We start from the raw sequence: 20,252 nt of genomic DNA, 5'->3' as shown, positions 1-20,252 counted from the left end.
TGCTCTCGCTCGGCATCGCGCTGGTGCTCGGCACCGCCGGTCTGCCGCACATCCTGATCCGCTTCTACACCGTTCCGACCGCGAAGGCGGCCGCGCCGGGCGTACGCGGGCGAGCGACGGCCGGTGTGCGCGCCGTCGCCCCGCCCCCGCAACTCCAGCGGCCGAGGCCGGTACGCGGCACCGGTCGGCGCCGGACGACCGCGGCCGTTGCCCGCGCGGTCCCGCTCCTCCGCGTCCGCCTCGGATGACGAGTCGTCCGGCGCGCCGCCCGGATCCCGTTCGTGCGGCGCTCCGTCGTCCGATCGCCGGCCGTCCGGTCCGCCACCGCCGTCGGGTCCACCGTCGTCGTCGGGGCCGCCGTGGTCGGGGCCGTCGTCGTCGGGGCCGTCGTCATCGGGGCCGTCGTCATCGGCGCCGTCGTCATCGGGGCCGTCGTCGTCGGCGCCGGCTTGGCGCAGCGCCTGCTCCAACTGCTCCTCGTCCGCGCCGGGCGGATCGAGCGGATCCCGGCGGCGCCGGTGCGGCAGCGCGAGCCGGGCGGCATCGCGCACGTCATCGACGGTGACAGTGTCCCGGTCCTGCCAGGCGGCGAGCGCCACCGCTGCCCGGGCCACCACGATGTCGGCGCGCAGCCCGTCCACCCCGTACGCGAGGCAGATCCGGGCGATCCGGTCCAGTTCGGCGTCGGGCAGGCGTACCCCGGGAAGCCGGCGGCGGGCGGCGGCGATCCGGTCGGCGAGCGCGGCGTCGCTCTCCACCCAGCCGGCCGCGAAGCCCGCCGGGTCGGCCTCGTAGGCCAGCCGGCGCCGCACCACCTCGGCCCGCGGGCCCGGCTCGGTCGGCGCGCCGACCGTCACCACCAGGCCGAACCGGTCGACGAGCTGCGGCCGGGGCTCACCCTCCTCCGGGTTCATCGTGCCGACCAGCAGGAACCGCGCGGCGTGCTTGACCGAGATCCCGTCGCGCTCCACGTGCGCGCGGCCCATCGCCGCGGCGTCCAGCAGAAGGTCGACGAGGTGATCGGGGAGGAGGTTGACCTCGTCGACGTAGAGCAGACCACGGTGCGCGGCGGCCAGCAGCCCCGGCTCATACGCCTTGACGCCCGCGGTGAGCGCGCGCTGCACGTCCAGCGTGCCGACGACCCGGTCCTCGGTCGCGCCGACCGGCAGCTCCACGAGGCTCGCGCGGCGGTGGTCGACAGTGGCGGGATCCGCGTCGTGCGGCCCGTCCGGGCAGTCGGCGTCGCGCGCCGCGGGATCGCAGGCGAAACGGCAGCCTCGGATCACCGCGATCTCCGGCAGCAACGCGGCCAGCGCGCGGACGGCGGTCGACTTGGCGGTGCCCTTCTCGCCCCGCACGAGCACCCCGCCGATGGCCGGCGAGACGGCGGTGAGAAGCAGCGCGAGCCGCAGGTCGGGGAGGCCGACCACGGCGGTGAACGGATAGGGCGGGGTCATCCCCCGCTCAGGCACGAAGGCACGCTCGAGTCCCTTCCGCGGGTGTCCACGCCCGCGTATCAATGGGTCATGCGAGCGGCGGAGTCTCCTGACTCCCGGATCGACGCTCCCCGCGGCCTTCCAGCCGTTGCCGGCCGTGGCCTTACCTGCGGGTCGCTCCCCGGTCACAGTGGCGGGACCGCCCCGGATTCACACCGGGTTCCTCCCTGCCGCTCGCGGATGATGCTGTCGCATCGCCGACGCGGCGTCAATGCCGCGACGCGCGATGTGATCATCATCCTCCGCGTCGATCAAGGACAAATGCACACGCTTTGATCTCCATCCGTGCGCATACGGCCTTGATCGACGCGGAAGTCCTTGATCGGCAACTTCCGCGCCGACCCTCCAGCCGCCGGGCTGCGCCGGTCGCTCGCCCGCACCGCCCGGTCGGCCCCGCGACCCGCGGCGACCCGAGCCGGCGGGGCAGTCCTCACGCAGCGCTATTGTTCGCCGATCAGAGTGCGACGGTGGGCGGAGAGGGTGCGGCATGAACGCTGGTCAGAGGCGCCATCGCCATGCCCGGTGGCTGCTGCCCGGCCTGCTCTGCACCGGCGGCGCGTTCGCGGTGGTCCACCTTACGAGTGACACCGCCGGGCGTACGGCGGTGATGGCGATGGCAAGTCTGGGGTCGATGGTGGGGGTCACCGCCGGTCTCCGGATCAACCGGATCGCCGATAAACGGCACTGGCTGATCGGCCTGCTCGGCCTCGGTCTGCTCACGGGCGTGAACGCCATCTCGTTCGTCCAGGTCGGCGTCGGCGGCGCCGAACGGGTCAACTCCCCCGTCTCCCCGGTCCTGCAGGCCGCCGGTTACGTGGCGCTGCTCGCGGCCAGCGTGGTGGTCGTGTTCCGGCATGCCCCGCAGGACAGTGGCGGGGTGATCGACGCCGCCCTGATCGGCGTCGGCGCCGCGTCGCCCCTGTGGGAATTCAGTCTGCGGCCCCAACTGCACGCCGCCGGCTGGCCGACCGGCGCGCAGATCGTCGTCCTGGTGCAACTTCTCGCCCTGCTCGCCACGCTCGGCGCGCTGCTGCGGATCTCGCGCACCACGGCGTGGGGCCGCGGATCGTTGCGGTACCTGTTCGCGTCGCTCGGCTCGACCGTGGCCGGGCTGGTGCTCTCGATCGTCGCGACCGACCCGACCACCGGCCGGTCGCTGCCCTACGTGGGGCTCTGCTGGATAGCCGGCTACCTGTGCCTGGGCGCGGCCGTCCTCCATCCGAGCGCCGCCGACTTCACCGTGCCCGGCACCTGGCGGCGCGACGAGCTCTCCCCGGTCCGGTTCGGCTACCTCGGTCTCTGCCTCCTGCTCACCCCGGTGGTGGGGGGCATTCCGCAGCTCTTCGGACACCCGCCCGACGGGCTGCTGCTCTGCGTGGGGCCGCTGCTGAGCGTGCCGCTCGTGCTCGCCCGGATCCAGCAGCTGATCCAGCAGCACCGCCACGACCAGCAGCGGTTGGCACATCAGGCGAGCCAAGACGAGTTGACCGGGCTACCCAACCGCCGGCAGGTGTTCACGCTCCTCGACGCGGCGCTGCGCGCCGGCGATCGGCACGTCACGGTCCTCTTCTGCGACCTCAACGACTTCAAACCCGTCAACGACCGGTTCGGGCACGAGGCCGGCGATCAGGTGCTGCGGACGGTGGCGGAGCGGCTGCGCGCCTGCGTACGGGCCGATGACGTGGTCGGTCGGATCGGCGGTGACGAGTTCCTGGTCGTCTGCCCGGGCGCCGGATCAGACGACGTCGACGCCACCCGGAGCCGCATCGAGCGGGCTCTCGCCACACCGGTGAGCTGGCGGGATGAGCCGGTCCGGGTCGGCGTCGCGATCGGCGTGGCGGTCGCGCCGGCGGGCGCGGAGACCACGGCTGGCAGCCTGGTCGCCGCCGCCGACCAGGCCATGTACGCGGAAAAGCGCGCCAGCAAGCCCTTCGCCGGGACCGTCCCCGTCGATCAAGGACAGATGCACCCGGTTTGATCTCCGTCCGGGTGCATACGGCCTTGATCGACGCGGAAGTCCTTGATCGACGAAACGACGCGCGCGGCGGTCAGTCGCCCTCCAGGTCGCCCTCCACGTCCAGGTAGGCGTCGCGCAGCCGGTCCAGCGTGTCCGGATCCGCCGCCCACATCCCCCGCCCGGCCGCCTCCAGCAGCCGCTCGGCGATGCCGCGCAGCGCCCACGGGTTGGACCGCTCCAGGAACTCCCGCACGCCGTCGTCGAAGACGTACGCCGCCGCCAACTGCTCGTACATCCAGTCGTCGACCACGCCGGCGGTGGCGTCGTAGCCGAACAGGTAGTCGACGGTGGCCGCCAACTCGAAGGCGCCCTTGTAACCGTGCCGGCGCATCGCGTCGATCCAGCGCGGGTTGACCACGCGGGCCCGGAAGACCCGCTTGGTCTCCTCGGCGAGCGTGCGCGTCTTGACCTCCTCCGGCCGGTGCGAGTCGCCGATGTACGCCGCCGGGTCCGACCCGCGCAGCGCGCGGACCATGGCGACCATGCCGCCGTGGTACTGGAAGTAGTCGTCGGAGTCGGCGATGTCGTGCTCACGGGTGTCGACGTTCTTCGCCGCCACCGACATCCGCCGGTAGACCGTCTCCAGGTCGTCGCGGGCCGGCCGACCCGCCAGCCCGCGCCCGTAGGCGAACCCGCCCCAGACGGCGTAGACCTCGGCCAGGTCGCGGTCGTCGCGCCAGTTGCGGGCGTCGATCAGCGGCAGCAGCCCCGCCCCGTACGCCCCGGGCTTCGAGCCGAAGATGCGGGTGGTGGCGCGACGCCGGTCGCCGTGCCGGGCCTCGTCGGCGGCGGCGTGCGCGGCGACGAAGTTCTGCCCGTGCGGCTCGTCGAGCGCCGCCACCGCCGAGATCGCGTCGTCGAGCAGGGCGATGACGTGCGGAAACGCGTCGCGGAAGAACCCGGAGATACGTACGGTCACGTCGACGCGGGGACGCCCCAGTTCGGCGAGGGGAATGATTTCGAAGCCGGTGACCCGGCGCGACGCGTCGTCCCAGACGGGGCGGCAGCCGATCAGGGCGAGCACCTCGGCGATGTCATCGCCCTGGGTCCGCATCGCCGAGGTGCCCCACACGGTGAGGCCGACCAGCGCCGGCCAGTCGCCGGTGTCGGCCCGGTGCCGGGTCAGCAGCGAGTCGGCGAGCGCCTGGCCCACGTCCCACGCGTTGCGTGACGGGATCGCCTTCGGGTCGACGGAGTAGAAGTTGCGTCCGGTCGGCAGGACGTTGACCAGGCCGCGGGTGGGCGAGCCGGAGGGTCCCGCGGGGACGTAGCGGCCGTCGAGGGCACGCAGCACCGCGGTGATCTCGTCGGTGGTGCCGGCGAGCCGGGGCACGACCTCACTCGCGGCGAACCGCAGCACCGCCTCGACCGGCGGCACCACCGAGCCGAGCACCTCGGCGACCACCGCCGGGACCTTGTCCACGTCCCAGTCCAGCGTCTCGCAGCCGACGACGAGCTTGCGCGCCAGCGCCTCGAGGAGGTCGACGAGGTCCGCGGCGGTGGCGGCGGGACCGTCCACGACGGCGGTCAGCGCGGCCGGCGCCGTGACCCGCGAGGCGTCGCCGACCAGCGCGTGCTCGGCCAGCCCGAAATGCCCCGCCAGGGCCTCACGCAGCCCGGGGAGCGCCCCGCTTCGGCCACCCCACACCTGGCGGGCGCGGAGCACGGCGAGGATCAGGTTGGTCCGGGCCTCGCCGGTCGGCGCGGCGCCCAGCACGTGCAGGCCGTCGCGGATCTGCGAGTCCTTGATCTCGCAGAGGTAGCCGTCGACGTGCAGGATGAACTCGTCGAACTCGTCGTCGCCCGGCTGGCCGTCGAGGTGCAGGTCATGGTGGAGCTGCGCGGCCTCGATGAGGGTCCAGATCTGGGCGCGCACCGCGGGGAGCTTGGCCGGGTCGAGCGCCTGGACGGTCGCGTACTCGTCGAGGAGCTGCTCCAGCTTCGCCAGGTCGCCGTAGGTGTCGGCGCGGGCCATCGGCGGCACCAGGTGGTCGACGACGGTGGCGTGGGCACGGCGCTTGGCCTGGGTGCCTTCGCCGGGGTCGTTGACGATGAACGGGTAGACCAGCGGCAGGTCGCCGAGGACGGCGTCCGGGGCGCAGCCGGCGGAGAGGCCGAGGCCCTTGCCGGGCAGCCATTCCAGGGTGCCGTGCTTGCCCAGGTGCACCACCGCGTCCACGTTCTCGGCGAGCCAGCGGTAGGCGGCCAGGTAGTGATGGGAGGGGGGCAGCTCGGGGTCGTGGTAGATCGCGATCGGGTTCTCGCCGAAGCCGCGCGGCGGCTGGATCATCAGGGTGAGGTTGCCGAAGCGCAGGCCCGCCAGGACGATGTCGTCGCCGTCGACGTACAGCTCGCCGGGGGGCTCACCCCACGCCCGCAGCATCGCGTCGCGCAGCGACGCGTCGAGCGCGTCGAACCAGGCCCGGTAATCGCGCAGCGGCACCCGGATCGGGGCGGCGGCGAGCTGATCCTCGGTGAGCCACTCGACGTCATGGCCGCCGGCCGCGATCAGCGTGTGGATCAGCCCGTCGCCGTCGTACGAGGCGGCGTCACCGACGTCGTAGCCGGCCTCGGCCAACGCGGCGATCAGCTCGACCGCCGAGGCGGGGGTGTCGAGCCCGACGGCGTTGCCGACCCGCGCGTGCTTGGTCGGGTACGAGGAGAGGACGATCGCGAGCCGCTTGCCGGCGTTGGCGAGGTGCCGCAGCCGGGCGTACCCGACGGCGATGCCGGCGACGCGGGCGGCGCGTTCGGGATCGGCGACGTAGACCGGGATGCCGTCCGGCCCCGCCTCCTTGAACGAGAAGGGGACGGTGACCAGGCGACCGTCGAACTCCGGGACCGCGACCTGCATCGCCGCGTCCATCGGGGTGAGCGCGGCGTCGGAGCCGGCCCACCCGGCGCGGGAGGTGGTGAGGCAGAGCCCCTGGAGCACCGGCACGTCCAGCGCGGTGAGCGCCGCCGCCGACCAGGCCTCGTCGTCGCCGCCGGCGCTGGCATCGGCGGGCCGGGTCCCGCCCGCGGCGAGCACGGTGACCACCAGCGCGTCGCAGCGACGCAGCAGCGCGAGCAGGTCGTCGTCGACCTCGCGCAGCGACGGCACGTAGACCCGCAGGGGGTTGGCGCCGGCCTCGACGAGGGCGGCGCAGAGCGTGTCGACGAAGCCGGTGTTGCCGCTGAGCTGGTGGGCGCGGTAGAAGACCACGCCGACGGTGGGGCGCTCCGGGCTCAACAGCAGATCCCCGTGTACGCCGAACGCGGGCGTCGCGGCGGGTGGCTCGAACCCCTCCCCGGTGAGCAGCACGGTGTCGGAGAGGAAGCGGTGCAGCTCGCGCAGGTTGGCCGGACCGCCCTCGACGAGGTAGCGCAGCGCGTCGTGCGCCACCCCCGCCGGCACGGTCGACAGCGCCGCGAGCTCGGCGTCGGGGGTAGCCTCCCCGCCGAGCGCGACCACCGGCAGACCGGCGGCGAGCAGCGCGTCGAGCCCGTCCGGCCAGGTACGCCGGCCGCCGAGCAGGCGGACGACCACCACGGCGGCGTCGGCGAGCAACGCCGGCACCTCGGCCGGGTCGAGTCGCGCCGGATTCGCCACCCGCCACGGGGCGCCGCTGGCCCGGGCCGCGAGCAGGTCGGTGTCGGCAGTGGAGATCAGTACGAAGGCAGCCGTCATGGCCGGTCCTCCCGTCGGGGTCCGCGCCCCGGTCGCAGGTGAGCGGGGACGCGGCGCGTCCCGGCGGCGGCCGGAGTCTCCTGACTCCCGGATCACCGCTCCCCGCGGCCTTCCAGCCGTTGCCGGCCGTGGCCTCACCTGCGGGTCGCTCCCCGGTCACAGTGGCGGGACCGCCCCGGAATCGCACCGGGTTCCTCCCAACCGCCACGCGGATCGTACGCCAGCGGGACCGCCGGTCGTCGAGGTGACCGGAGCGCACGCGGACCGGGCCGCCGGGAAAGACCCGGCGGCCCGGTCGTGCTGGTCGTGGTGGCCGTTCCTCAGTAGACGCTCACGCCGTAGACGCTCAGCGCCTCGGTGACCGGCTGGAAGAACGTCGTGCCGCCGCTCGAGCAGTTGCCGCTGCCGCCCGAGGTGAGACCGAGGGCGGTGGTGCCGGCGTAGAGCGATCCACCGCTGTCGCCGGGCTCGGCGCAGACGGTGGTGCGGATCATCCCGTACACGGCGCCCTGGGCGTAGTTGACGGTGGCGTTGAGCGCGGTGACCTGCCCGCTGCGGGTGCCGGTGGTGCTGCCGCGACGGGTGACGCTCTGGCCGACGTAGGCGTTACCGGCCGAGGTGATGTCCTGGCCGCCGACCGCGCCCGGCTTGGCGATCGAGGTGTTGGTGTAACGGACGATGCCGTAGTCGTTGCCCGGGAAGCTGGTGCCGGCGCGGGTGCCGAGGGTAGCGCTCCCGTTGGTCCAGGTCGTGCCGGCGTTGGTGCAGTGTCCGGCGGTCAGGAAGTACTGCGTGCCGGCGCTGTTGCGGACGTTGAAGCCGAGCGAGCAGCGGGAGCCGCCGGTGTAGATGGCGTCGCCGCCGGAGATGGTGGTGCTGAGGGTGCCGGGCGTCGACTCGATGCGGACCGCGCCGCTGAGGCGCTGTGCGACCTTTTCGACCGCGGCCAGCTTGGCGCCGGTGACGGTGCTGTCGACGGAGACGACGACCTGGTTGGTGGCGGGGTCGGTCCACCAGGCGGTGCCCGCGATCTTCGCGGACTGTTCGAGTGCGGTGGTGGCGCGGTCGAGTTCGGCCGCGCCGCGGGCGACGATCCGGGCGACGGCGCCGGCGGCGCGCACCTCGCGGGCGGCGGTCGCGTCGGTGACGGTGACGACCATCTTTCCGCTGGCGGCATCGAGATAGGTGCCGGCCGAGCGGGAACCGAGCCGTTCCGACAGCGCGGCGGCGCTGTCGGGGCTGGCGGCCTGCGCTGGCGCGGCCTCGGCGGGGGCGGCGGTCAGCGTGCTGGCGACGAGCGTGCCGGCCGCGAAGGTGATCGCGACGCGGCGGATCGATGACCTTGTGGGTCTCATGCGGGGCCTCCCGGGGGCAATGGGACGCGCCGGGTCCGACGCGTCCGGAGGGGCACCGCGGCGCTGCGTGCCGTCCCGTAGTAGGCCGGCAGTACCGCGCCACGTGAGAGCCAGTATTCGAGATAGACGAGATCGTTAACAAGAGATGAAGACACGGTATGACCAGGGCAGTATGACCAGTTCGGCGGCGACCGGCTCCGGGTCTCCACGTACGACCCAAATGGACGCCGGACAATACGGGTTTCGTTTTCATCCCTGCCGCAGGGCCTGACATTTGTCATGCCGACCCGTGCGCCATTCACCGCCCGAAATGACTTAACACACTAGAAACAGCTCTGTCGTGACAACCAAACTCGACGGCATCGAGTACTCAGGGATCCCACCTAGGGATTCACCCGAAGGAGCCGCGAGGATGGACGAGCGCTACGACGCGTACTGCGCGGTCGATCCCCTGTTCTACGACTCCCTCACCAACACCACCGCCAAGTCCACCCAGTTCACCGCCGCCGACCGCCCGATCCCGGAGGGATGGGCGTGCGAGCCGAGCGGCGACTGGCTGATCTACGGGCCGGAGGGCGGCTCGCTGCCCCAGCAGGGCTGGAAGATCCATATCTCCGCGTGCCTCGACAACGCCGAGCGGATCCTGGACGCGGTCTGGGCCTACTGCGTTCCACGCGGTCTGCCGTTCAAGTTCCTGCGCGGCCCGCGGATGCTGCTGATGCGCAATTCCAAGTACGCCCGGCGCGGCTCCAGCGGCAAGTTCGTGACCATCTATCCGCGTGACGAGGCGGAGCTGGAGCTGGCCTGCAAGGAGCTCGCCGAACTGCTGGACGGCGAGGCCGGACCGTACATCCTGAGCGACCTTCGCTACGGCCCCGGCCCGGTCTACGTCCGCTACGGCGGCTTCGCCGCACGTTACTGCGTCTCCGACGAGGGCCAGGTGGTGCCGGCCATCGAGGACGCCGCGGGGACGCTCGTGCCGGACCGGCGCGACCCGGTGTTCCACGTTCCGGAGTGGGTGACGCTCCCCGCCTTCCTCGCCCCGCATCTCGCCGCCCGCAACGCGACGACCACCACCGATCTGCCGTACCAGATCGAGCGGGTCATCCACTTCTCCAACGGCGGGGGGCTGTACGTCGGCCGCGATACCCGCAGCGGCACGTCGGTCGTGCTCAAGGAGGCGCGCCCGCACTCGGGCCTCGACGGGACCGGCGCCGACGCGCTGACCCGGCTGTCCCGCGAGGCCGAAATGCTGCGCCGCCTCGCCGACGTGCCGCAGGTGCCGCGGGTGCATGACGAGTTCGACCTCGGCGACCACCGCTTCCTCGCGCTGGAGTTCATCGAAGGGCGGCCGCTCAACCGGGTGCTCGTCGAGCGTTATCCGCTGACCGACGCGGACGCCTCCGCCGAGGAGTTCGCCGACTACACCGCCTGGGCACTGCGCGTGTACGAACAGGTCGAGCAGGTGATCGACGCCATCCACGAACGCGGCCTCGTCTACGGCGACCTGCACCTGTTCAACGTCATGGTCCGTCCCGACGACACCGTCGCCCTGGTCGACTTCGAGGTGGCCGCGCCGGTCGGCGAGGCGACCCCGCCTGCGCTGCGTAACCCGGCGTTCGCGGCGCCCCGGCAACGGACCGGGGTCGCGGTCGACCGCTACGCGCTGGCCTGCCTGCGCCTGGCGCTGTTCCTGCCGCTGACGCAGATGCTGCGGCTGGCCCCCGCGAAGACGGCGCACCTCGCGGAGATCATCGCCAGGCACTTTCCCGTGCCGCGGGAGTTTCTCGACGAGGCGGTCGCCGAGATCACCGGGGTGAAGAGCGCGAACACTGGCGCCGCCTCCGCCCCGTCCCGGACCGACTTCTCGCCGGAGACCGACGACTGGCCGATGCTCCGCCGGCAGTTGGCCGCGGCGATCACCGCCAGCGCCACTCCCTACCGCGACGACCGGCTCTTCCCCGGCGACATAGAGCAGTTCCACACCGGCGGGCTCAACCTCGCCTACGGCGCCGCGGGCGTGCTCCACGCGCTGCACGCCACCGGCGCCGGCCGCTTCCCCGAGCACGAAGAGTGGCTCGTCAAGCGCGCGCTCGACCCGCCGACCGGCACCACCTGCGGGTTCTACGACGGGCTGCACGGCGTGGCGTTCGCACTGGAGCAGCTCGGCCGCCGGCAGGAGGCGCTCGACGTACTCGACATCTGCCTCGGCGAACCCTGGGAGGAGTTCGGCCCCGACCTGGTCAGCGGCCTGTCCGGGATGGCGCTCAACTTCGCCGAGTTCGCCGGGCGCACCGGGGACGCGCTGATCCGGGACGCGGCGTGGCGCGCGGCGGAACTGGTCGCCGGCCGGATCGCGACCGACACCGACGCCACGGTCAGCGGTGGCCGCTACCCGTACGCCGGCCTCAACCGCGGCCGCACCGGCCCCGCGCTGATGTTCCTGCGCCTGCACGAGTTGAGCGGCGACACCAACCTGCTCGACCACGCCGCCACCGCGCTCCGTCAGGACCTGCGCCGCTGCGTGGTGCGCGACGACGGCGCGATGGAGGTCAACGAGGGCTGGCGCACGATGCCCTATCTCGCCCACGGCAGTGTCGGCATCGGGCTCGTCCTCGACCAGTACCTGCGGCACCGCCACGACGACGAGTTCGCGGACGCCGCCGCAGCGATCCGGCGCGCCGCGCGGGCTCCGTTGTACGTCCAGTCCGGCCTCTTCGCCGGCCGCGCCGGCATCATCGCCTACCTCGCGGCCCGGCTGGCCGCCGGGGAGCACGCGGCCGGCGGGGACGCGGTCGCGGCCGACCGGCAGGAACTCCGCGCACAGGTACGGCGGCTCGCCTGGCACGCCCTGCCATACCGCGGCTTCGTCGCCTTCCCCGGCGAGCAACTACTGCGCCTGTCGATGGACCTCGCCACCGGCGCCGCAGGTGTCCTGCTCGCCGCCGGCGCGGCGCTGCACGACGAGCCGGTGACGCTGCCGTTCCTCGGGCCGCTCACCGGCGCGACCAAGCTCCCCTCGCGACCGCGAGGGTGAAAAGAAAGATCAGCTACCGAAAGGAAGGTGCCAGATGGCGCTTCTCGACCTCCAGGGCATGGAACTCTCCGCGACCGAGAAGGGCGGCGGCCACGGCGGCGGCGGCGGCAGCCGGGCGAGCCTGCTGCTCTGCGGCGACAGCTCCCTCTCCCTGACGACCTGCAACTAAGCAGGTCTTTGCTGTCCCGGGTGGGTAGACGTACCCACCCGGGACAACCCGTCGCAGGGGAGGCGTGATGAGCGTGGCCGCGCCGGGCGACCGGCTGCTGTGGCGGGCAGTCCGTTACGGCGGCGGCTGGATCCCCGTGCTCGTGGCCGTCGCGCTCGTGGGCGCGACGGCCGAACTGCTGCTGCCGGCGGTCCTCGGGCTCGCCGTCGACTCGGCGCTCGGCGAGGGCGACCCCGGCTGGTCCGCGATCGCCGTTGGCCTCCTCGCGCTGATCGTCATCACCGACACCGTCGGCGACCTCGCGAGCGGCTCGGCGACCGCACGGGGGACCGCCCGCGTACGCCACCGGTTCCTGCGGCATCTCCTCGCGCTCGACCCGCGCACGGCCGCCCGGCATCCGGTCGGGGACCTGGTCGCCCGCCTCGTCGGTCAGGCCGCCGACGCCGGGAACGCCGGCACCACGATCGTCCTCGGCCTCACCGCGCTGCTCCCGTCGCTCGGCAGCGTCGTCGCGCTCACGCTGCTCGAGCCGCGGCTCGGGATCACCTTCCTCGCCGGGCTGCTCCTGCTCGCGGTCCTGATGCGGACCTTCGTCACCGACGCCTCCTCCGCGGTCGCCGGCTACCAGCGCACCCAGGGCGTGATCGCCGGCCGGCTGGTGGAGGCGCTGACCGGATCACGGACCATCGCCGCCGCCGGCACCGTTCCGGCCGAGATCGCCCGGGTGCTGACGCCGCTGCACCGGATGCGCGCGCACGGCGAGCGCACCTGGCAGACGCTGGCCAGAGCCGCCACCCGCACCGCCGCGATCGCGCCTCTGCTGCAGATCGCGATCGTCGCGGTCGGCGGATTGTCGGTGGCGACGGGACGCCTCACCCCCGGGCAGCTCTTCGCCGCCATCCAGTACGCCGCCCTCGGCGCCGGCCTCGGCGCGGTCGTCGCCACCCTCAACCGGCTGGTCCGCGCCCGGACGGGCGCAGGGCGCATCGCCGAGATCCTGGGCGAACCGACGCAGCACCACGGCGGCGGGGCGCTGCCGGCGGGACCGGGGCAGCTGACACTGCGGAGCGTGACCGTCCGCGCCGACGACGGAACGCCGATTCTCGACGGCGTCGACCTGCACGTGCCCGGCGGACGGGCGGTGGCGGTGGTCGGCGCCTCCGGGGCGGGCAAGTCGACGCTCGCCGCCGTCGCGGGGCGGTTGCGCGACCCCGACGAGGGCGAGGTACTGCTCGACGGCGTGCCACTGCGCGGGTTGAGCCGCCAGGCCCTGCGCCGCGCCGTCGGGTACGGCTTCGAGCGACCGGTTCTCGTCGGCGACACCATTCGTGACGTGATCGGTCTGGCCCCGGCGCCGCCCCACCCCCGCCAGGACACCATCCTGCGGGCGGCGCGAGCGGCGGCGGTCGACGGGTACGTCGAACGGCTGCCGGAGGGCTACCGCACCCGCCTGGTGGACGCCCCGATGTCCGGCGGCGAGGCGCAGCGGTTGGGGCTGGCCCGGGCGCTACGGGCCGCGCGGCTGCTCATCCTGGACGATGCGACGTCCAGTGTCGACAGCGTTACGGAGCATCGGATAGCCAGGGCGGTCGCGGCGCACACGGACGGGCGTACCCGGCTGATCGTGACCCATCGCGCCGCCACGGCGGCGGCCGCCGATCTGGTGGCGTGGCTCGACCGCGGTCGGCTGCGCGCGCTGGGGCGCCACCGCGAGCTGTGGGCGGACCCGGCTTACCGTGCGGTCTTCGCGCCTGAACCCGTTTGGAATCCGCGGTGATCCGCACGATGGTGGGCCGGGCCACGATCGCGGCGCTGCGTGAGCGGCGCCGGACGCTGGTGCGGCTCGGCGCATGGTCCGCGGCGGAGGCGCTTCCCGCGCTGCTCGCCGGTTATGTGACCGCCCGCGCGGTGGACGACGGGTTCCTCGCCGGGCGGCCGGGCACCGGGCTGGCCTGGCTGGGGGCGCTGGCCGTCGCTGTTCTGGTCGGCGCGGTCGGCAGCGGCCGCGCCTTCGCCTGCCTGGGCGAGATCGTCGAACCGTTCCGCGACGACCTCGCGCGCCGGGTCGTCACCGGCGCGCTACATCACTCGACCGCGACCGGCGCCCGCCCGGACACCGCCGCCGTGGCCCGGCTCACCCACCAGGTCGAGATCGTCCGGGACACCCTGGCCGGACTGGTGATGGTGGTGCGTGGCTTCCTCTTCTCCGCCACGGCGGCGCTGCTCGGTCTCCTCTCGCTGGCGCCTCTCGTCGCCGCGCTGGTCGCCGGGCCGCTCCTCGCCGGGCTAGCGCTCTTCGTCGCCGCGCTGCCGGCCATGGTGGCCCGCCAGCGGGAGTACGTACACGCTGACGAACGACTCGGCGAGTCGGCGAGCGCCGCGCTGTCCGGGCAGCGCGATGTGGTGGCCTGCGGAGCGCAGGAGGCCGTGGCGGCGAGGGTCGGCGCCCAGGTGGACGCCCAGGCCGCGGCGGAGCGGGGTCTGGCGCGAATGGCCGCGCTGCGCAGTCTGAGCCTGGCGATCGGCGGATGGCTGCCGCTGGCGGTCCTGCTGCTGGCGGCCCCGTGGCTCGTCCGGCGCGGGCTCACAGCCGGCGCGATCCTCGGCGCCCTGGTCTACATCTCGACCGGGCTGCAACCGGCGCTGCACACGCTGGTGCAGGGGGTCGCCAGCGGTGGGCTGCGCTTCGCCGTCACCCTCGACCGCATCCTGCGCGCCGCCGTGCTTCCCGGCCAGCGCCGTCCCCCGTCGCTGGCGCCGGCCAGGACACGCCGATCCCCCGTCGCGGTCGAGTTGCGCGGCGTGACCTTCCGGTACGGCCCCGCCGCCCACCCGGTGCTCGACGGATTCGACCTCGCACTTCCAGAAAGGGAACACCTCGCGGTGGTTGGTCCCAGCGGTGCGGGCAAGTCGACGCTCGCCGCGTTGACCGCCGGGCTGCTGCGGCCGCAGGCCGGCACGATCCGCCTCGCCGGGAACCTGGTCGACGACCTCGACCAGCCCGCACTGGCCGCCTTGCGGGTCCTCATCCCCCAGGAGGCGTACGTCTTCAGCGGCGCGGTCCGCGACAACCTGCGCTACCTACGCCCCGGCGCCACCGACGCGGAACTCGACGCCGCGGTCGACGCGCTGGGGCTGCGGCCACTGGTGCGACGACTGGGCGGCATCTCCGCGCCCGTTGACCCGGCCGGACTCTCTGCCGGGGAACGGCAGCTCATCGCGGCGGTGCGAGCGTACGTCTCCGCCGCACCCCTGATCATCCTGGATGAGGCCACCTGCCATCTGGACCCGTCGACGGAGGCCCGGGTGGAGGCGGCGTTCGCGGCGCGGCCGGGAACGCTCGTCGTGATCGCCCATCGGATCAGCTCGGCGCTGCGCGCCCGGCGGGTGCTGATCCTCGACGGCGGACGGCCGATGCTCGGCGCGCACGATGAGCTTCTCGCCCGGTCGGCCGCCTACCGTGACCTGCTCGGACACTGGCAGGAGACGTCGGCCGGACATTCGGGACCCGCACTGGCCCCGGTCCGTCAGTCCTGACGGCACCGGCACGCATGACGGTCCAACTAGATCCAGCCGGCTTCCCGTGCGATCCGTACCGCCTCGATCCGGGTGCGGGCGCCCGCCTTCGCGGCAATCCGGGAGAGGTGGTTGCGGACCGTGCCGGGGGCGAGCGAGAGCTTGACCGCGATCTCCCGCACCGGCAGGCCTTCGGCAGCCACCTGCAGAACCTCGACCTCCCGCGCGGTCAGCGGGTTCTCCTTGTTGAGGGCGGCGACGACAAGTTCCCCATCGACCACCGGTTCGCCGCGGGAGAGCCGGCGCACCCCGTCGACCACACGCTGCGGGGCGACGTGGTTGCCGAGGAACCCGACCGTCTGCGCGTGCGTGTGAACGCGGAGAACCTCGCTGAGCGCACCGGTGCGCCGTGGGTCGACGAGCATGAGCACCGGACAGCGTTGCTGGTCGTGGGTGGCGCAATGGGTCGGCCCCGCCGGACCGTAGAGCTCGAGGTCGACGACGGCGACATCCGGCCGCACAGAGTGGATCGCCGGCGCGATCTGCTCGCTGCCGTCCAGTTCGGCCACCACGTCGATGTCGTGTTGCTTGCCGAGCACGAACGCGAGCGCGCCGCGCACCAGTGCGCCGTCGAGGGCCAGCAGAGTTCGGATCACATGTCCCCCTGGACGCCATCGCCGTGGAAGATCACTAAATGTAGATATTCAAACACAGAGTTCCCCTACCCGCCCGGTGAATGGCATGCCAGAACGGGCCTGACACGGACGCTACCGACCCCGTTCACCAGGCATTACATCCAACCCTCCTGCTGCGCACGGCGAATCGCCTCCAGTCGGTTACGCGTCCCGGTCTTTCGCAAAATGACCGACAAATGGTTACGCACCGTGCCGTGCGCGAGATACAGTGCCCGGGCGATCTCCTTCGACGGCAGTCCCTTCGCCGCCGCCCGCAGCACTTCCCGCTCGCGCCCGGTGAGCGGGCCGGCCGTGGGAGTCAGCGCCGCGACCGCGGCGACCGGGTCGACGACACGTTCGCCCCGCGCCACCGCCCGCACCAGCCGGGCCAGTTCCGCCGGCGGCACGTCCTTGCCGATGAATCCCCGTACTCCGGCCTGGAGCGCCTCCTGCAACGCCTCCGGGCTGCATTGCCGACTCAATCCCAGCACCGCGCAGCCCGGGACCTCCAACGTGAGCCGCCGCAGCACCGCCAGCATGTCCGTCCCTGCCAACTCGAGGTCGACCAGCACCACGTCGGGCCGGTTCCGCGCCGCCATCGCCGGCACGTCACCGCCCTCCGAGAGGTCGGCGATTACCTCCAGGTCGTCCTCGCTCGACAGCACGGCGCGCAGCGCGCCCCGCAGCAGGCCCATCTCCTCGACGATCATGATGCGGATCACCAGCGTCTCCGATCTCGGTACACAGATTGGCGTCACCGTCGGCGCCCGGCAGGTGGCCGGGGCCGATCACAAGGACTGAGTACGGCGTCGTCGGCCGGGTGATCCGCCGCGGTGGCGGCGTGTGAGTGCCGTGGGTGACGACGGGAAGGTTCCGCCAGTCAAACGTGGCGGAGACGGAGAGCGGCCGGCACGGGGCCGCCCGACACGGTCAGCCGGGCAGAGCCGGGACGGCGGGCGACCGGCCACCACGGACCGCGTCCGCGGGCGGGCTGGTGAAGAGCAGCACGGAATCGGTCCGCCAGGACACCGCGGCGGCCAGGGCGGGGAAGTGACCGACCCCGGCATGGCCCGCGCCGTTGACAACTCCACCAAGCCCCTGGCCGAAGGGCGCGGACACGGGCGGCCTCGGCACGGGCAGATCATCTGCGGTCGCAGCGTCCAACGCGGAAGCACGAACGGCGCGGTGCGCCGCAGGGTCGGCACGACCGACGCAGGCCAGGGCGCACGACGCCGGCCTCGGCGGGGCGCCCCTACCGCCACCGTCCGCCTGGAGCGGCGCGGGCGAAGGCCGCGTGCGGATCGGGGCGACCGGTGTGGACCCGCCGACCGGCGACGGCGTGCCCGTCACCGGCTGCGTCGGCGTTGGCGACACGGGGTCGACACGGTGGGGTGGCAACGGCGCGGTGACGCTCGGCGGGATCAGCACCTCGGTGGTGTCGAGTCCGAGGTCGACGACCGCGTCGACCACGTCGATGACGGCGCCGGGAACGTCGACCAGGATCGGGCCTGTCACGGCCGCCGGTAACGGGAGCGCCTCGACGAGCCCGTTCGTGGTGCCCTCGACCGTACGGCCAACCGTGCCGGTCAGCCCGCTCACGACCGCACCGAGCCCCGATCTCTCCGGGGTCGTCGTGCGTGCCGGGGCACCGTGAGCGCCCGGTCCGCGCGCCGGCCCCGGTGCGCCGGGGATGCGTGCCGCGGCCTTGCCGGGGTCGGATGTCCGGCGAACCTCGCCGCCGCGAGGAGCGCCGGCGGTCGCGGCCCGACGGATGGGCATGGGCGCCGCGCCCGTGACGGGGTGGGGGGCGGCGGCACCGGGCGTCCGCGGAGGCGTCCCCTCCGCCGGGCGCGCGGACAACCGGCCGCCCGCCGGTCCGGTACGGTCGCCGGCCGACGGTCCCGGGCCGGCCAGCGACCGCGGCACCGCGGCCACGACGTCGATCACGCCGTCAACCAGGCCCGGCATGGCCGGGCGTTCTCCGGCGTACGCCGGGCGGTCGAACAGGGCGAGCGCCAGGCATGCCGCCGCAGCGGCACCGGCGATCAGCGCGATGCGCAGCGCCAGCGCGACCAGCCGCTCACCGGGGTGTCCATGCTCGGTCGACCCCGCCGTTGGCCGCTCCACTGACATCACACAATGCATGAGCTCGATGTGACCCTCCGTGTCGGTCAATCGAGCGACACGATACCGCTGTATCCGCGACGTTGCAGTGGGTAAGCGGAATGCAATCGGGTTTCTGACACGTGAATGCACACATACCAATATGGTTTGGCACAACCGCGCCATGATCTCGCCCACGATCATGAGATTTCCGCGCCCGCGTTCGCGTACGACAAAGGTCATGATCAACGGCGTGGTGGGGCCGGCCCGCGGCCGCGGGCGCTCGCCCACCCGCACCACCCGCCCCGGCATCGAACTTCTCCGCCGTCCGGCCCGTACCAACCCGCGGAGCAGCGGAACCGACGGAGGTAGGAACATGGCGGAGAAAGCACGGATCGGGGTCACCGGACTCGCGGTCATGGGCCGCAACCTGGCCCGCAACCTCGCCCGGCACGGTCACGTCGTGGCGGTGCACAACCGCACGCCGAACCGGACCAAGGAGCTGATCGAGGAGTACGGCCACGAGGGCGCCTTCCTGCCGACGGAGTCCGCGGAGGAGTTCGTCGCCAGCCTGGAACGGCCGCGCCGCATCATCGTCATGGTCCAGGCGGGCGCCGCAACCGACGCCGTGATCAACGAGTTGATCCCGCTGCTCAACCCCGGTGACCTGATCGTGGACGGCGGCAACGCGCACTTCGTCGACACGCGCCGCCGGCAGGAGGCGCTACGCAAGCGATGGCTGCACTTCGTCGGCGCGGGCATCTCCGGCGGCGAGGAGGGGGCCCTGCACGGCCCGAGCATCATGCCCGGCGGCTCTCCGGAGGCGTACGAGTCCCTCGCCCCGATGTTGGAGGGGATCGCGGCGCAGGTCGACGGCGAGCCCTGCTGCACCCACGTCGGGCCCGACGGCGCCGGCCACTTCGTGAAGATGGTCCACAATGGCATCGAATACGCCGACATGCAGCTCATCGCGGAGGCGTACGACCTGTTGCGCCGTGCCAGTGGGATGTCCCCGGCGGAGATCGGCGCGGTCTTCCGGGACTGGAACTCCGGGCGGCTCGGCTCGTATCTCGTCGAGATCACCGCCGAGGTGCTCGGTCACGTCGACGCGGCGACCGGCGAGCCCTTCGTCGACATCGTGCAGGATCGGGCGGAGCAGAAGGGCACCGGGCGTTGGACGGTCCAGACGGCGCTCGATCTCGGCGTCCCGGTGACCGGCATCGCCGAGGCCGTCTTCGCCCGTTCGCTCTCCGGCGACGTCGACGTGCGCGCGGCGGCCGCCGGGCTGCCGGGCCCGGTCGGGCACCGGCGGAGCGCGGCGGGCGCGCTGGTCGACGACGTTGAGCGGGCGCTGTACGCGTCGAAGATCGTGGCTTACGCGCAGGGCTTCCACCAGATCCAGGCGGCCAGCGCGGAGTACGGCTGGAAGATCGACCCCGGTGCGATGGCGCGGATCTGGCGGGGCGGATGCATCATCCGCGCCCGGTTCCTCGACCGGATCCGGACCGCCTACGACGCCGCACCGCAACTGCCGAGCCTTCTCGTGGACGACTACTTCCTCGACGCCGTGCGGGGCGCGCAGGAGTCGTGGCGACGGGTCGTGGTGACCGCCGCCGAACTCGGCATCGCCGTGCCCGGATTCGCGTCGGCGCTGGCGTACTACGACGGGCTGCGCGCGCCCCGGCTGCCGGCCGCGCTGATCCAGGCGCAGCGCGACTTCTTCGGCGCGCACACCTACCGTCGGGTCGACCGCGACGGGAGCTTCCACGTCGCATGGGGCGGTGACCGGCGGGAGAGCCAGCTCTGACGGCTCAGCCGCTGGCGCTGGTGCCCGGGACCTGCGACGGCAGCGGGACGCGCAGGGAGGTGGTCCCCCGCAGGTCCAGCCACGCGCTCTCCGGGCCCCGCACCAGCCGCAGGACCACCTCCGCGCAGCCGGGGCAACGGGCCACCAGCCCGGGCGCGTGGGCGTAGACCTCGAGGGTCGCGACCGGCACGGTCAGCGCACACGACACGCACCGGGTGGTGGCCGCGGTGACGTCGACGGCGAAGATCTCCCGGAGTGGTCCGCCGAGGGAGTTCCCGTCGACGTACTGCTGTTGCTTCATCTCACCCTCCTGGCCGTCTTTCGCTCGCGACTGCGGGGCTCACCCGCTCCGCTCGTTCACTCCTCGCGCTCACCCGCTGCCCTTTCGCTCGCGACTGCGGGGCTCAA

General features: G+C 73.1%; 12 protein-coding genes, 2 pseudogenes and 2 riboswitches. Of the genes and pseudogenes, 7 read left to right on the top strand and 7 right to left on the bottom strand.

From position 1 onward, the window contains the following. Window positions 1-92, top strand: a pseudogene (locus tag AB0J06_RS11550) (hypothetical protein); the annotation flags it as partial. On the opposite strand, the pseudogene AB0J06_RS11545 reads toward AB0J06_RS11550, so the two are convergent. Further along, window positions 87-1,457 (bottom strand): annotated as a pseudogene (locus AB0J06_RS11545) (ATP-binding protein); the annotation flags it as partial. The pseudogenes AB0J06_RS11550 and AB0J06_RS11545 sit on opposite strands and share 6 nt — an antisense overlap. A gap of 81 nt (window positions 1,458-1,538) precedes the next feature. Next, window positions 1,539-1,662: riboswitch (cobalamin riboswitch) on the bottom strand. Window positions 1,663-1,983: 321 nt separating this feature from the next. On the opposite strand from AB0J06_RS11545, the gene AB0J06_RS11540 reads away from it, so the two are divergent. Then, entirely contained in the window at window positions 1,984-3,474 is a 1,491-nt protein-coding gene (locus AB0J06_RS11540) for a GGDEF domain-containing protein (protein ID WP_357427304.1), read from the top strand. Window positions 3,475-3,544: 70 nt separating this feature from the next. Here AB0J06_RS11540 and cobN read toward each other — a convergent pair whose 3' ends face one another. Together cobN and AB0J06_RS11530 are read right to left on the bottom strand one after the other, a co-directional pair. Next, window positions 3,545-7,183, bottom strand: coding sequence for a cobaltochelatase subunit CobN (gene cobN, locus AB0J06_RS11535; protein WP_357427302.1), 3,639 nt, complete (start codon window positions 7,181-7,183; stop codon window positions 3,545-3,547). A gap of 73 nt (window positions 7,184-7,256) precedes the next feature. Beyond that, a riboswitch (cobalamin riboswitch) is annotated at window positions 7,257-7,380 on the bottom strand. Window positions 7,381-7,503: 123 nt separating this feature from the next. Next, window positions 7,504-8,538 (bottom strand): S1 family peptidase, encoded by a 1,035-nt coding sequence (locus AB0J06_RS11530; protein ID WP_357427300.1) that lies wholly within the window; start codon window positions 8,536-8,538, stop codon window positions 7,504-7,506. A 412-nt stretch (window positions 8,539-8,950) separates the two neighbouring features. Here AB0J06_RS11530 and lanKC point away from each other — a divergent pair, with 412 nt between their 5' ends. From lanKC to AB0J06_RS11510, 4 genes are all read left to right on the top strand, one after another. Then, the gene (gene lanKC, locus AB0J06_RS11525) at window positions 8,951-11,575 is read left to right on the top strand and encodes a class III lanthionine synthetase LanKC (protein WP_357427298.1); all 2,625 of its coding nucleotides are present in this window, start codon (window positions 8,951-8,953) and stop codon (window positions 11,573-11,575) included. 34 nt (window positions 11,576-11,609) lie between these two features. Further along, window positions 11,610-11,744 (top strand): SapB/AmfS family lanthipeptide, encoded by a 135-nt coding sequence (locus AB0J06_RS11520; protein ID WP_357427296.1) that lies wholly within the window; start codon window positions 11,610-11,612, stop codon window positions 11,742-11,744. 67 nt (window positions 11,745-11,811) lie between these two features. Continuing rightward, window positions 11,812-13,521: an ABC transporter ATP-binding protein gene (locus AB0J06_RS11515; protein ID WP_357427294.1), complete on the top strand. Its 1,710-nt coding sequence runs from the start codon at window positions 11,812-11,814 to the stop codon at window positions 13,519-13,521. After that, the gene (locus tag AB0J06_RS11510) at window positions 13,518-15,281 is read left to right on the top strand and encodes an ABC transporter ATP-binding protein (protein WP_357427292.1); all 1,764 of its coding nucleotides are present in this window, start codon (window positions 13,518-13,520) and stop codon (window positions 15,279-15,281) included. The genes AB0J06_RS11515 and AB0J06_RS11510 overlap by 4 nt, the downstream gene beginning before the upstream one ends. A 26-nt stretch (window positions 15,282-15,307) precedes the next feature. Here AB0J06_RS11510 and AB0J06_RS11505 read toward each other — a convergent pair whose 3' ends face one another. The 3 genes from AB0J06_RS11505 to AB0J06_RS11495 form a co-directional block, all read right to left on the bottom strand. Next, window positions 15,308-15,916: a response regulator transcription factor gene (locus AB0J06_RS11505; RefSeq protein ID WP_357427290.1), complete on the bottom strand. Its 609-nt coding sequence runs from the start codon at window positions 15,914-15,916 to the stop codon at window positions 15,308-15,310. A 134-nt stretch (window positions 15,917-16,050) separates the two neighbouring features. Then, the gene (locus AB0J06_RS11500) at window positions 16,051-16,656 is read right to left on the bottom strand and encodes a response regulator transcription factor (protein ID WP_357427288.1); all 606 of its coding nucleotides are present in this window, start codon (window positions 16,654-16,656) and stop codon (window positions 16,051-16,053) included. Window positions 16,657-16,864: 208 nt separating this feature from the next. Beyond that, window positions 16,865-18,061, bottom strand: coding sequence for a hypothetical protein (locus tag AB0J06_RS11495; protein WP_357427286.1), 1,197 nt, complete (start codon window positions 18,059-18,061; stop codon window positions 16,865-16,867). Between the two features lie 352 nt (window positions 18,062-18,413). On the opposite strand from AB0J06_RS11495, the gene gndA reads away from it, so the two are divergent. Further along, window positions 18,414-19,844 carry an NADP-dependent phosphogluconate dehydrogenase gene (gndA, locus tag AB0J06_RS11490; protein ID WP_357427284.1) on the top strand — a complete coding sequence of 477 codons (1,431 nt, stop codon included), beginning with the start codon at window positions 18,414-18,416 and terminating at the stop codon, window positions 19,842-19,844. Window positions 19,845-19,848: 4 nt separating this feature from the next. Here the strand turns inward: gndA and AB0J06_RS11485 are convergent, their stop codons facing one another. Continuing rightward, window positions 19,849-20,145, bottom strand: coding sequence for a DUF6510 family protein (locus AB0J06_RS11485; protein ID WP_357427282.1), 297 nt, complete (start codon window positions 20,143-20,145; stop codon window positions 19,849-19,851). Between the last annotated feature and the right edge of the window lie 107 nt (window positions 20,146-20,252).

Source organism: Micromonospora sp. NPDC049679, from assembly GCF_040659735.1.
Lineage (GTDB): Bacteria > Actinomycetota > Actinomycetes > Mycobacteriales > Micromonosporaceae > Micromonospora_I.
The sequence above is the reverse complement of the archived record's forward strand: the minus strand, read 5'-3'. Positions and strand labels throughout refer to the sequence as shown.

Coding starts and splice junctions, on each gene's coding strand:
- AB0J06_RS11540 (WP_357427304.1), top strand. CDS start 1,984: ATGAACGCTGGTCAGAGGCGCCATCGCCATGCCCGGTGGCTGCTGCCC.
- cobN (WP_357427302.1), bottom strand. CDS start 7,183: ATGACGGCTGCCTTCGTACTGATCTCCACTGCCGACACCGACCTGCTC.
- AB0J06_RS11530 (WP_357427300.1), bottom strand. CDS start 8,538: ATGAGACCCACAAGGTCATCGATCCGCCGCGTCGCGATCACCTTCGCG.
- lanKC (WP_357427298.1), top strand. CDS start 8,951: ATGGACGAGCGCTACGACGCGTACTGCGCGGTCGATCCCCTGTTCTAC.
- AB0J06_RS11520 (WP_357427296.1), top strand. CDS start 11,610: ATGGCGCTTCTCGACCTCCAGGGCATGGAACTCTCCGCGACCGAGAAG.
- AB0J06_RS11515 (WP_357427294.1), top strand. CDS start 11,812: ATGAGCGTGGCCGCGCCGGGCGACCGGCTGCTGTGGCGGGCAGTCCGT.
- gndA (WP_357427284.1), top strand. CDS start 18,414: ATGGCGGAGAAAGCACGGATCGGGGTCACCGGACTCGCGGTCATGGGC.
- AB0J06_RS11485 (WP_357427282.1), bottom strand. CDS start 20,145: ATGAAGCAACAGCAGTACGTCGACGGGAACTCCCTCGGCGGACCACTC.